Annotated in this window: 11 protein-coding genes; 5 read left to right on the top strand and 6 right to left on the bottom strand. The window is 72.3% G+C overall.

Annotated features, from left to right (window positions below; genetic code table 11):
* Positions 1–8 precede the first annotated feature (8 nt).
* Positions 9–176: a hypothetical protein gene (locus D9V36_RS41085; protein ID WP_164992854.1), complete on the bottom strand. Its 168-nt coding sequence runs from the start codon at positions 174–176 to the stop codon at positions 9–11.
* A gap of 17 nt (positions 177–193) precedes the next feature.
* Positions 194–1,141, bottom strand: coding sequence for a MerR family transcriptional regulator (locus D9V36_RS24255; protein WP_241721011.1), 948 nt, complete (start codon positions 1,139–1,141; stop codon positions 194–196).
* Positions 1,142–1,240: 99 nt separating this feature from the next.
* Between D9V36_RS24255 and D9V36_RS24250 the strand changes: the two genes are divergently transcribed.
* A complete protein-coding gene (locus tag D9V36_RS24250; RefSeq protein WP_129295623.1) occupies positions 1,241–2,038 on the top strand; it encodes an alpha/beta fold hydrolase in 798 nt (265 codons plus the stop codon).
* A 130-nt stretch (positions 2,039–2,168) separates the two neighbouring features.
* Here the strand turns inward: D9V36_RS24250 and D9V36_RS24245 are convergent, their stop codons facing one another.
* From D9V36_RS24245 to D9V36_RS24230, 4 genes are read right to left on the bottom strand one after another with little or no spacing between them, the layout of a single operon-like run.
* The gene (locus D9V36_RS24245; RefSeq protein WP_129295622.1) at positions 2,169–3,815 is read right to left on the bottom strand and encodes a uroporphyrinogen-III synthase; all 1,647 of its coding nucleotides are present in this window, start codon (positions 3,813–3,815) and stop codon (positions 2,169–2,171) included.
* Positions 3,812–4,840, bottom strand: a complete 1,029-nt coding sequence (hemC, locus tag D9V36_RS24240) for a hydroxymethylbilane synthase (protein ID WP_129295621.1) — start codon at positions 4,838–4,840, stop codon at positions 3,812–3,814. The genes D9V36_RS24245 and hemC overlap by 4 nt, the downstream gene beginning before the upstream one ends.
* Positions 4,837–6,204, bottom strand: coding sequence for a glutamyl-tRNA reductase (locus D9V36_RS24235; protein ID WP_129295620.1), 1,368 nt, complete (start codon positions 6,202–6,204; stop codon positions 4,837–4,839). Before D9V36_RS24235 ends, hemC begins: the two co-directional genes overlap by 4 nt.
* Entirely contained in the window at positions 6,201–6,974 is a 774-nt protein-coding gene (locus tag D9V36_RS24230; protein ID WP_129295619.1) for a redox-sensing transcriptional repressor Rex, read from the bottom strand. Before D9V36_RS24230 ends, D9V36_RS24235 begins: the two co-directional genes overlap by 4 nt.
* A gap of 682 nt (positions 6,975–7,656) precedes the next feature.
* On the opposite strand from D9V36_RS24230, the gene D9V36_RS24220 reads away from it, so the two are divergent.
* The 4 genes from D9V36_RS24220 to D9V36_RS24205 all read left to right on the top strand — a co-directional run bounded on the left by D9V36_RS24220 (position 7,657) and on the right by D9V36_RS24205 (position 12,160).
* Positions 7,657–7,944, top strand: a complete 288-nt coding sequence (locus tag D9V36_RS24220) for a glutaredoxin family protein (RefSeq protein WP_129295617.1) — start codon at positions 7,657–7,659, stop codon at positions 7,942–7,944.
* 619 nt (positions 7,945–8,563) lie between these two features.
* Entirely contained in the window at positions 8,564–9,547 is a 984-nt protein-coding gene (locus D9V36_RS24215) for an HAD family hydrolase (protein ID WP_129295616.1), read from the top strand.
* Positions 9,548–9,877: 330 nt separating this feature from the next.
* Positions 9,878–10,663 carry an ECF subfamily RNA polymerase sigma factor, BldN family gene (locus D9V36_RS24210; RefSeq protein ID WP_088798525.1) on the top strand — a complete coding sequence of 262 codons (786 nt, stop codon included), beginning with the start codon at positions 9,878–9,880 and terminating at the stop codon, positions 10,661–10,663.
* A 282-nt stretch (positions 10,664–10,945) separates the two neighbouring features.
* Positions 10,946–12,160 (top strand): DUF5667 domain-containing protein, encoded by a 1,215-nt coding sequence (locus D9V36_RS24205; protein ID WP_129295615.1) that lies wholly within the window; start codon positions 10,946–10,948, stop codon positions 12,158–12,160.
* Positions 12,161–12,184 lie beyond the last annotated feature (24 nt).

Here is a 12,184-nt window from a genome sequence, read left to right as displayed (position 1 = left end):
CGCTTCGCTCAGCTACGAGCCCGCCGCCGCGACCCGGGCCGCCGCTCGCTGGGCCGGGCGACCGGGTCCCCGGCCTCGACGGCGGCATCGCGCCGCGCCGCACCGAAGTCCGCCAGCGCCTTGGCGGTCCGCTCGCCGACCGCGGTCGGCGAGCCCGCATGGCACCGGCCTTGCACGGCACCGGACAGACCACCTAAGCGACCTGCGCGTCCAGCGCAGCCCGGAGCCAGTCGTCCATGGCGCCGATGGTCGGCTGCCGGTCAGCGGAGGGAAGTTCGCCGACGAGTTGCCAGTAGCGATCGATGAGGGGATGTGCGATCCGGCGTAGCTGGACGCTGAGTTGGCGGCGGAAGGCGGGGGTGTCCCGCGCGTTGCGCAAGCCGGCGTGGGCGGCGACGAAACAGTCGAGGGCTTCGCCCGCGTGCGGGGGCCGTCGGTCCCGTACGTCCGCCGAGGCGAGCGCACACGCCTCGACCAGCCCCTCGTAGAGGACGGCCGGACGGCAGGCCTCGTCAGGGGTTCGGGAGGCGAGGCGGCGGATGCCGATGTCGCGGACGCGGCTGTCGGTGGCGACGGCGTGCAGCCGGGCGAAGACCAGCACCTGGGACGGGGTCGGGTCGGCGGGGAGCTGCGGCACCGCCGCTTCGAGCACCGTGGAGAGCAGGCGGGCCGGAAGCCGCGCGGGGAGCACGTGACGCCAGAAGCGGGCCAGGGCGTCCGTGCTGGGCGGGATGTCCACGGCACCGATCAGGCGCAGGCGGTCGGCGCGTTCCTCGGGGGCGCAGTCACGGAGAAGGTGAAGGGCGGCCTCCCGCCAGCGCAGGGCGGACAGTTGCGTGCCGAGTTCGCGGAGCTGCCCCGCGACGGCACCCTCCAGGGCGTCCGCCGCGCCCGGTACGTCCTCCTGGGCGAGGATCCGGTCGACCTGCGGCAGCGGCAGGTCGAGGGTGCGCAGCGAACGGATCAGGCGGAGCCGGTCCACGGCCTCGGGGCCGTACCGGCGGTGGCCCCCGGCGCTGCGGGTGGCCTCGGGCAGCAGTCCGCGGTCCGAGTAGAAGCGCACGGTCTTGACGGTGACGCCTGCCTGCTCGGCGAGTTCGCCGATGCTCCACATGCCGTCGGGGGACGCGGACACGGCCATGCCTTGAACCTCCCTCAGGGGGAGTTCCTACCGTAACGGCATGCGCGGCCGGGTCATCGGGGGTCCGGACGCGCGGCCGAGCTGTACGAGGAGGCGTTGATGACGGCGTATGTGCTGGTGGCGGGCGGTCACATGGGCGGCTGGCTGTGGCAGGACGTGGTGGACCGGCTGCGGGAGCGGGGAGCCGAGGCCTGCGCGGCCACGCTCACGGGCATGGGCGACCGCCGCCATCTGGCGGGCCCGGAAACGGACTTGGAGACCCATATCGAGGATCTGGTGCAGCTCATCGATCACCTGGACACGCCCGAGGTGGTGCTCGTCGCCCACTGTTCCGGCAGCTTCCCGGCGCTGGGCGCCGCCGACCGGCGCCCGGAACGGGTGTCCCGGATCGTGTACGTGTCGGCGCCCCTGCCGATGGACGGCTTCTCGGTGCGCAGTCTGGTGGACACCTTCGAGCCCGATCCCGCGGTCCGCGACGGGTGGCGGCAACGGGCCGAACAGGCCGAGGACGGCTGGCGGATCCCCCCGCCGTCACTCGACGCCGTGCGGGGCCGGAACAGCGTCGCAGACGTCCCCGCGGACGCGCTGGCCCGGCTCGCCCGCCTGGCCTCGCCGCAGCCGCTGGGTGCGCTCACCCAGCCGCTCCGGCTGTCGGGGGCCACCGCCGAGCTGCCGAGCAGCGGCGTCTTCTGTACCGGCACGGGGATGAACATCGCCATGGTCGAGTCCCTGGTGCGGTCGGGGGATCCGCGCTTCCAGGTGCTCGCCGAGCCTCATGTGGGCTTCTTCGAACTCGACACCGGGCACTGGCCGATGCTCTCCGTCCCGGACGAGCTCACCGGGGTGCTGCTCCGGGCCGCCGCGGATGAAGGGCAGCGGGTGAAGGACAGCCGGTGAAAGGCAGCCGGTGAAAGGCAGCGGGTGACCGCGTAGTCCCGCTCGGCGAGGGCGGGCGGCCGCCCGCCCTCGCGCAAAAGGGCGCCCCCAAAGGGGCGCCCTCAAGCCGTTCCCGCTGCTACCGCTCCGCTCAGCTACGGGCCCGCCGACGCGACCCCGGCCGCCGCTCGCTCGGCCGGGTGACCGGGTCCCCGGCCTCCACGGCGGCATCGCGCCGCGCCGCGCCGAAGTCCGCCAGCGCCTCGGCCAGCTTGTGGACCGACGGCTCGGGCGACATGACGTCCACCCGCAGGCCGTGCTCCTCGGCGGTCTTGGCGGTGGCCGGACCGATACAGGCGATGACCGTCACGTTGTGCGGCTTGCCCGCGATACCGACCAGGTTCCGCACCGTGCTCGACGACGTGAACAGCACGGCGTCGAAGCCGCCACCCTTGATCGCCTCACGCGTCTCGGCCGGCGGCGGCGAGGCGCGCACCGTCCGGTAGGCGGTGACGTCGTCGACCTCCCAGCCCAGCTCGATCAGGCCGGCCACCAGGGTCTCGGTGGCGATGTCGGCGCGTGGCAGGAAGACCCGGTCGATCGGGTCGAAGACCGCGTCGTAGGGCGGCCAGTCCTCCAGCAGACCGGCGGCCGACTGCTCGCCGCTCGGCACCAGGTCGGGCTTCACACCGAAGGCGACCAGCGCCTTGGCGGTCTGTTCGCCGACCGCTGCGACCTTGATCCCGGCGAAGGCGCGGGCGTCGAGGCCGTACTCCTCGAACTTCTCCCGGACGGCCTTGACGGCGTTGACCGAAGTGAAGGCGATCCACTCGTAGCGGCCGGTCACCAGGCCCTTGACCGCGCGCTCCATCTGCTGCGGGGTACGCGGCGGCTCGACGGCGATGGTCGGGACCTCGTGCGACACCGCGCCGTACGAGACGAGCTGGTCGGAGAGCGAAGCGGCCTGCTCCTTGGTCCGCGGCACGAGCACCCGCCAGCCGAACAGCGGCTTGGACTCGAACCACGACAGCCGGTCGCGCTGGGCCGCGGCACTGCGCTCACCGACCACGGCTATGACCGGCTGGCCGCCGTCCGCCGACGGCAGCACCTTTGCGGCCTTCAGCACCTGCGCGACCGACCCGAGGGTGGCCGTCCAGGTGCGCTGGCGGGTGGTGGTGCCGGCGACCGTGACGGTCATCGGGGTGTCCGGCTTGCGGCCCCCGGACACCAGCTCAGCGGCGGCCGCGGCCACCGAGTCGAGGGTGGTGGAGACGACGGCGGTGGCGTCACTGGCACCGACCTCGGACCAGCAGCGCGCATCGGCGCTGCGGGCGTCGACGAAACGCACGTCGGTGCCCTCGGCGTCACGCAGCGGGACACCGGCGTACGCGGGTACACCGACGGCCGCGGCGATACCGGGCACCACCTCGAAGACGATGCCCTCGGAGGCGCACGCCAGCATCTCCTCGGCGACATCGCCGTCGAGGCCGGGGTCCCCGGTGACGGCACGCACGACCCGCTTGCCCGCACGGGCGGCCGTCATGACAAGATTGGCGGTGTCCCTAAGGGTAGGGACGTCGGCGGGGATTGACGCCTCGTCAGCTGATGCCTGCAGTGGTGTGTCCACCTGTGCGCGGGCATGCACGCGCACGACGTCCAGCACCTGCGGGTCGGCAATGAGTACGTCCGCGGAGGCCAGCGCCTCCACGGCACGCAGCGTCAGCAGACCCGGGTCACCCGGCCCGGCACCCAGGAAGGTGACCTGACCGGCGGAGTGGTTTGGGGCGGTGGGGTTCAAAGTGCTCGCTCCCCCATAAGACCGGCCGCACCCTTGGCGAGCATCTCGGCGGCGAGTTCACGACCCATGTTCAGCGGGGTCGACACGTCGTCGGGAGAGGCGGGTACGTGCCCGGTGGTGGACAGTTGCACCAGCGTGCTGCCGTCGGTCGTGCCGACGACACCACGCAGATGCAATTCGGTGACAGCCTGCTCGTCGGCCTTGGGGCCTCCCCTGCTCGAACGAAGTCGAGCACTCGGGGAAAGATCGGCCAGCGCTCCGACGGGTGCGGAACAGCCGGCCTCCAGGGCGGCGAGCAGGGATCGCTCGGCGGTCACGGCGGCCCGGGTGTCCGGGTCGTCGAGCTCGGCGAGCCGGGCGATGAGGTCCACGTTGACCGCAGCGCACTCGATCGCCAGTGCCCCCTGGCCGGGGGCGGGCAAAACCATGTCGGGCGACAGCAGCTGCGTCGCCTCGTCGATCCGGCCGATCCGGGTGAGTCCGGCGGCGGCCAGTACGACCGCGTCCAGTTCCCCCTTCTCGACGAAGCCGATGCGGGTGTCGATGTTCCCGCGTATCGGCACGGTCTCCACACGCCGGTCCAGCGACCTGGCCCAGGCGTTGAGCTGCGCCATCCTCCTGGGGGAGCCGGTGCCGATACGGGCCACCCGGTCCTCGTCGGCGGTCAGCTGCTCGAAAGTGAGCCCGTCCCTGGCGATCAGCGCGTCCCGGGGGTCTTCCCGTACGGGTATCGCGGCCAGCACCAGGGTCTCGGGCTGGGTGGTCGGCAGGTCCTTGAGGGAGTGGACGGCGAAGTCGATCTCCCCGGCGAGCAGCGCGTCACGCAGCGCGGAGACGAAGACGCCGGTGCCGCCGATCTGCGCGAGGTGTTCCCGGGAGGTGTCGCCGTAGGTGGTGATCTCCACCAGCTCGACGGGACGGCCCGTCAGCCGGCGGACCGCCTCGGCGATCTGCCCGGACTGGGCCATGGCGAGCTTGCTGCGCCGCGTGCCCAGCCGCAGTGCTCTCGTGGTGCTGTCGGTCATGCCCGCTCCCGTGCATCGTGCCTGTCGGCGCGCGTGTCGGCCCGGCTGACGGCAGCGACCGTCTGGGGGTCGAGGTCGAAGAGTTCCCGCAGGGCGTCCGCGTACCCGGCGCCGCCGGGCTCGCTGGCCAGCTGCTTGACCCGAACGGTGGGCGCGTGCAGGAGTTTGTCGACGACGCGGCGCACGGTCTGGGTGATCTCGGCGCGCTGCTTGTCGTCCAGGTCGGGAAGGCGGCCGTCGAGCCGGGCGATCTCACCGGCGACGACATCCGCCGCCATGGTGCGCAGGGCGACCACGGTGGGGGTGATGTGCGCGGCCCGCTGGGCGGCGCCGAACGCGGCCACCTCGTCGGAGACGATGCCGCGCACCTTGTCCACGTCGGCCGCCATCGGCGCGTCCGCGGACGCGTCGGCCAGCGATTCGATGTCGACGAGGTGCGCGCCCTCGATCCGGTGGACCGCGGCGTCTATGTCCCGCGGCATCGCGAGGTCGAGCAGCGCCAGCGGAGCCGTGCTGCCCTGGCGCGCGGCCGCGACCATCTCGCCGGCCAGGACCAGACCGGTCGCGCCGGTACAGGAGACCACGATGTCGGCGAGCGCCAGCTCCTGGGGAACCGAGGTCATGGCGGCCGCACGGGCGGCGAGCCCGTTCGCGGCACCGGGGCCGCCCGGCTCGGTGAGGATCCGCACGAGCCGTTCGGCGCGCTCGACGGTGCGGTTGGCGACGGCCAGTTCGCCGACACCGGCCCGTACGAGGGTGGTGGCGGCCAGCGACGACATCGATCCGGCGCCGATGACCAGCGCCCGCTTGCCGCGCGCCCAGGCCTCGACGTCCCGGTCGCCCGCGAGCTGCTCCAGCCCGAAGGTGACCAGCGACTGTCCGGCCTTGTCGATACCGGTCTCGCTGTGCGCCCGCTTGCCGACCCGCAGCGCCTGCTGGAACAGGTCGTTCAGCAGCCGTCCCGCGGTGTGCAGTTCCTGGGCGACGGCCAGCGCGTCCTTGATCTGCCCGAGGATCTGGCCCTCGCCGACGACCATCGAGTCCAGGCCGCAGGCCACCGAGAAGAGGTGGTGGACGGCGCGGTCCTCGTAGTGGACGTAGAGATAAGGGGTGAGCTCCTCCAGACCGGCGCCGCTGTGGCGGGCCAGGAGGGTGGAGAGCTCGGCGACACCGGCGTGGAACTTGTCCACGTCGGCGTAGAGCTCGATGCGGTTGCAGGTGGACAGCACCGCGGACTCGGTGACCGGCTCGGCCGACACCGCGTCCTGCAGCAGCTTGCCGCGCGCCTCGGGAGCGAGCGCGGCCCGCTCCAGCACGCTCACCGGCGCGCTGCGGTGGCTCAGTCCGACGACCAGGAGGGTCATGCCGGCATCACGGCGGGCATGTCCCCGTCAGGTCCCTTGCGGTCGCCGGCCACGGCTGCGGCGGCACGGGCGGCCGTGGCCGGGGTGCCGCTCTCGGGCCCGGTCTCCTCGCCCGCCTTGCGCTGCTCGTGGAAGGCGAGGATCTGCAGCTCTATCGACAGGTCGACCTTGCGCACGTCCACCCCGTCGGGGACGGTCAGCACGGTCGGCGCGAAGTTGAGGATCGAGGTGACGCCGGCGGCGACCAGCCGGTCACAGACCTGCTGGGCGGCCCCGGCCGGTGTGGCGATGACACCGATCGACACACCGTTGCTCTCGATGATGTGCTCCAGCTCGTCGGTGTGCTGGACCCCGATGCCCGCGACGGGCTTGCCGGCCATGGCCGGATCGGCGTCGATCAGCGCGGCGACCCGGAAGCCACGGGAGGCGAAGCCGCCGTAGTTGGCGAGCGCGGCGCCGAGGTTACCGATACCGACGATCACAACCGGCCAATCCTGCGTCAGCCCCAGCTCGCGCGAGATCTGGTAGACGAGGTACTCCACGTCGTAGCCGACACCGCGGGTCCCGTAGGAGCCGAGGTAGGAGAAGTCCTTGCGCAGCTTGGCGGAGTTGACCCCGGCGGCGGCGGCGAGTTCCTCGGAGGAGACCGTGGGGACCGAGCGCTCGGACAGCGCGGTCAGTGCACGCAGATACAGCGGAAGCCGGGCGACGGTGGCCTCGGGAATGCCTCGGCTGCGGGTCGCCGGTCGGTGAGTTCGGCCAGTTGCCACGGTGCTCCTGCGGGTAGAGCGGGGCTGCGGGCGACCGCATGGAACCCGACCGCCCTGTCTTCTGCAGGCTATGTCTTTGTGAACGCGTGCACAAAGATGGTGTCCGGTTTGTCCGCCCAAAGTGACCGGGCTCACGCGCCTATTACAAGCCGCCGCGGAACCAACTCCCACGTCACGCCGTTCACTCGCGCCACCCGCGAAACACGGCAGCACCCACGGGAGCACGCGCCCTCACTCCTCACCGCTATACCCCCGGAAACCTACAAATCGCCCATCGATGGTAATCGACCCGGACAACCGGAGGCGCGCCTCGATTCCGGGCTGCGGGTGTCCGGGGGGGCGGGGCACGGCGACCGGCTGCCGGGGGCGGGGCGCGACGGCCGGGTACCGGGGTGCGGGGCCGGGGCGCGGGGCCGGGGCGCGGGGCGCGGGGCCGGGGTGCGGGGCGCGGGGCCGGGGGCCGGCCGCCCGGGGGGGGCCGGGGTCCGAGGTCCGGCGGCGCTGGCCGGCCCGGCGGCGCTGGCCGGCCCGGCCCGTATGACACACCCGCCCGGGATACGGCCCTGGGGCAGCACGGCCCCGACCGCCACAACACGCCCGCCCGACGGCAGGCCCGGCGGCCCGGCCGCTACGGGCACGCACACCCACCCACCCACGCACCACAACCCGGCACAATGACTCCATGGCCCCCTTGTTCAGCTCGCGCAGCCGCAGCCCCCGCAAGAACCCCGCCGACCGGATGGTCACCCTCGTCGGCAAGCCGGGCTGTCACCTCTGCGACGACGCCCAGGCCGTGATCGAGAAGGTGTGCGCGGAGACCGGCGCGTCCTGGGAGAAGAAGGACATCACCGAGGACGCCGAACTGCACCACAAGTACTGGGAGCAGATTCCGGTCATCCTCGTCGACGGCGCCCAGCACGACTTCTGGCGCGTCGACCCCAACCGCCTCCGCACAGCCCTGGGCGCCTGACCCCGAACCACACCACCCCACCCGCCGCCCCGCAGCCCCCTCAGGAACACCCCTTCCCTCGCCGCGCCGCAGCTGTCTCGGGACCCCTTTCCCCCACCGCCCCGCAGCTCCCCTCAGGAACGCCCCCCTCCCGCGCCGCGCCCCAGCCTTCCCGGGCCCCCCGCCGCACCGCAGCCCTCTCGCGGCCCCTTTCCCCTACCGCGCCATAGCTCCCTCGGCCCCCTTTCCCCCACCGAGCCGCAGCCCCCTTGGGGACATCGCCCCCCTGCCGCGTCGCAACTCCCTCGAAACACCGCTCCCCCGCGCCGCGCCGTAGCCCCTTCGGGAACACCCGGCCCCCGCCACGCCGCAGCCCCCTCAGGGACGCCCCCTCCCGCGCCGCGCCCCAGCCCTCCCAGGCCCCCGCCCCGCCGTACCCCACCCCCCGGAATACCCCCTCCCCTCGCCACGTTGTGGCCCGCAGGGGGCTCCTCCTCCCCTTACGGGAAGTGTTCGCCCGCCCCCTAAGGCCCCGCAGAGGCCCCCCAGAACTGGCGGTAATGCACACTTCCCCCTCTCCAGGCCCTTCTGACACGCGCCCGTAACCGGCTGCACCGAACAAACTGGCTACGCTAGCGCCATGGCCCGCCCGTCGCCCGCTCACCGCCCCCGCTGGAGCCCCACCGGGGCACTCTTCTCCCTGGGCTGGCTCACCCGCCGCAGACGGCCCGCCACGGCCCGCAGCGTGCTGGCCGGCGAGGCCGCCGCCGAGGCCGCCCGCAAGTCCTCCCAGGAAGCGCCGCCCGCCGAGGAGACCGAGACCCCGGCGGAGCCCGACTTCCCGGTCGTCGGGGACACGGCCGCCGCGGCCTTCTTCGACCTGGACAACACCGTCATGCAGGGCGCCGCGCTGTTCCACTTCGGCCGCGGCCTGTACAAGCGGCACTTCTTCCACAAGCGCGATCTGGCCCGCTTCGCCTGGCAGCAGATCTACTTCCGGCTGGCCGGCTCGGAGAACCCCGAGCACATGGCGGACGTCCGCAACAGCGCACTGTCCATCGTCCAGGGCCACCGCGTCGCCGAGCTGATGTCCATCGGCGAGGAGATCTACGACGAGTACATGGCCGAGCGGGTCTGGCCCGGCACCCGCGCGCTCGCCCAGGCCCACCTCGACGCAGGTCAGAAGGTGTGGCTGGTGACCGCGGCCCCGGTCGAGACCGCCACGATCATCGCCCGCCGGCTCGGCCTGACCGGCGCGCTGGGCACCGTCGCCGAGTCCGTCGGCGGCGTTTACACGGGCAAACTGGTCGGCGAGCCGCTGCACGGCCCGGCCAAGGCCGAGGCCGTCCGCGCCCTGGCCTCCGCGGAGGGCCTGGACCTCTCGCACTGCGCGGCCTACAGCGACTCCGCCAACGACATCCCGATGCTCTCGCTCGTCGGGCACCCCTATGCGATCAATCCTGACAGCCGGCTGCGCAAGCACGCCCGCGAGCAGGGGTGGCGGCTGCGCGACTACCGGACCGGACGCAAGGCCGCCAAGATCGGCATCCCCGCGGCGGCCGGTGTGGGCGCCCTGGCGGGCGGTGCCGCGGCCGCGGTCGCACTGCAGCGCCGACGCCGCTGACCAGGCCTGATCACCTGACGGGACGGCGGACCATCCCGGCTTCCTACCCCCTCCGCCGTCCCCTCAGTCCCTTTGCTGCCGGTTAACCACAACACGCCCTCCAACCAGGCAGATTGCGTTTCCTTCCGATCAAAAGTTGCTCAGTAATCGATACTTGATCTGCCACCAACCCGGCACGGAACGTAACTAATCGATGATTTGAGCAACTGGGTGTAGCGCTGCCTGTACGAAGCGTTATTCTCCTCAGACGCAATCCGGAACCCACACGTCCCTACGACGAGTGAACGGTCCCGCACTGCACGTGATGGAAGCTCTGCCTCTGGGAGTCCCGTGTACCCACACGTCGGGGTTGACGCCTCGGGCCTGGCTACGCTGCGTACGACACTCGTCGACCACCTGCGCAGTTTTGTCCCCACCGCGTACGCCGTCCCCGCATTCGCCTCAGCCGTCCCCGCCGCCGGACCCTGCTACGCCCTGGCCGACGGGAGTGCTGCGGTCGGCAAGGCCGCCGGCAGAACCCGCCGTTCCGGCACCGGCACGACCACCGCCCGTCGCCCCGCCGACAGCGACAGCCGTCGCATGATGGACCTCGTCGAACGAGCCCAGGCGGGCGAGGCCGACGCCTTCGGCCGCCTCTACGACCAGTACGCCGACACCGTCTACCGGTACATCTACTACCGCGTCGGCGGCCGCGCCACGGCCGAGGACCTCACCAGCGAGACCTTTCTGCGGGCCCTGCGCCGCATCGGCACCTTCACCTGGCAGGGCCGCGACTTCGGCGCCTGGCTCGTGACCATCGCCCGCAACCTCGTCGCCGACCACTTCAAGTCCTCCCGCTTCCGCCTGGAAGTCACCACCGGAGAGATGCTCGACGCCAACGAGGTCGAGCGCAGCCCCGAGGACTCGGTCCTCGAATCCCTCTCCAACGCCGCCCTGCTGGAGGCGGTACGCAAGCTCAACCCCCAACAGCAGGAGTGCGTCACGCTGCGCTTCCTGCAGGGCCTCTCGGTCGCCGAGACCGCCCGCGTCATGGGCAAGAACGAGGGCGCGATCAAGACCCTCCAGTACCGCGCCGTACGCACCCTGGCGCGGCTGCTCCCCGAAGACGCCCGCTGACCCCTGACCCGCCCCTGTCCGCAGGTTTCACCGACCGGTTCCGTGCCACATGCGCTCACTCCTGGTGACCTTCCCTAACCGGTCGGTCAGATCATCGTGAGTGCGTAACCCGAGTGCCGCGCCGCTCGTTGTGCGGGATGCAGGCTCCATGCGGTCATGCCTTGCCCGCTTCCTCTCACTCGATCGAGTGGTCGCGGACAACGGCTTGCAACCGTCCGGTCCGTCTGGACAGTCAAAGCCAGTCCGGGGAGTCGAGCGGGATGACGAGAGGAGGTGCCGCCCGTGATCGCGAATGTCTCGGTGCACCGGCGGGCCAACGCCTTCGCCCAGACCCTTGAGGAGCAGGTCCTCGAGGGCACGGCGACCGAGGACCAGGTCGAAGATCCGGCCCAGGCGCCGGGCGAAGCACGGCTGTTGGCGGTCGCCGACGGCCTCGGGAAACTCCCGAGGCCGGAGATGGCAGCCGAGGTCAAGACTGTCCAGCGCGCCCAGCTCATCGCCGCGATGGAGGCCGCCTTCGCCGAAGGCGCTCCGTCCGACGGTGCCAGGGTGCCCGAGCAGCGCGAACACAGAGGCGCGCACCGCGCCACGAAATCCATCGGCAGGCTGCGTCCGCGCTCCCGCCTCACCAAGGGCCTGGCGGCCGGCGGGCTCACGGTCGGCGTCGCCGCCGGGGCGTTCACCGGCGTCGCCGCGGCCAGCTCCGACGCCCTGCCCGGCGACTCCCTCTACGGCCTCAAGCGCGGCATGGAGGACCTGAAGCTCGGCATGGCCGACGACGACTCCGACCGCGGCCGGCTCTACCTCGACCAGGCCGCCATCCGGATGATGGAGGCGCGCCGCCTCATGGAGCGCGCCCGGGTCGCCGACCTCGACCACGAAGCGCTCGGCGAGGTCCGCAAGGCGCTCGCCGGCGTCACCCACGATGCGGGCGAGGGCCACCGCCTGCTGCACCAGGCGTATGAGCGCGACGGCTCGCTCGACCCCATCCAGGCGCTGAACTCCTTCACCAAGTCCCACCGCCGCACCTGGTCGCAGTTGCGCGACAAGCTCCCGGTGCAGCTGATGGACGTCCGTGACAAGGTCAGTTCGGTCTTCGACGCCATGGACAAAGAGGTCGGTCCGCTCCGTCCGCTGCTGCCGCCCACCCCGGAAAGCCGTGGCCACCACCGCAACACGCCCGCCTCCGCGGGCACCGGCTCGCGGTCCGACGGGCACCCGGCGCCGTCCGGCAGCAGGTCCGCCCCCGGCAAACACGCCGGTGGTTCGCACGCCCCCCGCCCGTCGGCCTCACCGTCCCAGGAGGACGGCCTGCTCGGCGGCAATACGGGCGGCCTGCTCGACCCGCCGTCCAAGAGCGGCAGCGCGTCCCCGCACGACCGCGGCCACCAGCACCGCGGCCGGGACACCGGCGGCCAGCCCGATGTCACCCTCCCGCCGCTGATCCCGGGGCTGCTTCCCGGCCTGGGCATCGACGGCGAGGATCTCCCGAAATAGCACACCCGAATTAGCAAAGCAGCG

The organism is Streptomyces lydicus, from assembly GCF_004125265.1.
Classification (GTDB): domain Bacteria; phylum Actinomycetota; class Actinomycetes; order Streptomycetales; family Streptomycetaceae; genus Streptomyces; species Streptomyces lydicus_C.
Note: the sequence above shows the minus strand (reverse complement) of the source record. Positions and strands in the feature narration are given on the sequence as shown.

Coding starts and splice junctions, on each gene's coding strand:
- D9V36_RS24255 (WP_241721011.1), bottom strand. CDS start 1,141: ATGGCCGTGTCCGCGTCCCCCGACGGCATGTGGAGCATCGGCGAACTC.
- D9V36_RS24250 (WP_129295623.1), top strand. CDS start 1,241: ATGACGGCGTATGTGCTGGTGGCGGGCGGTCACATGGGCGGCTGGCTG.
- hemC (WP_129295621.1), bottom strand. CDS start 4,840: ATGACCGACAGCACCACGAGAGCACTGCGGCTGGGCACGCGGCGCAGC.
- D9V36_RS24235 (WP_129295620.1), bottom strand. CDS start 6,204: ATGACCCTCCTGGTCGTCGGACTGAGCCACCGCAGCGCGCCGGTGAGC.
- D9V36_RS24220 (WP_129295617.1), top strand. CDS start 7,657: ATGGCCCCCTTGTTCAGCTCGCGCAGCCGCAGCCCCCGCAAGAACCCC.
- D9V36_RS24215 (WP_129295616.1), top strand. CDS start 8,564: ATGGCCCGCCCGTCGCCCGCTCACCGCCCCCGCTGGAGCCCCACCGGG.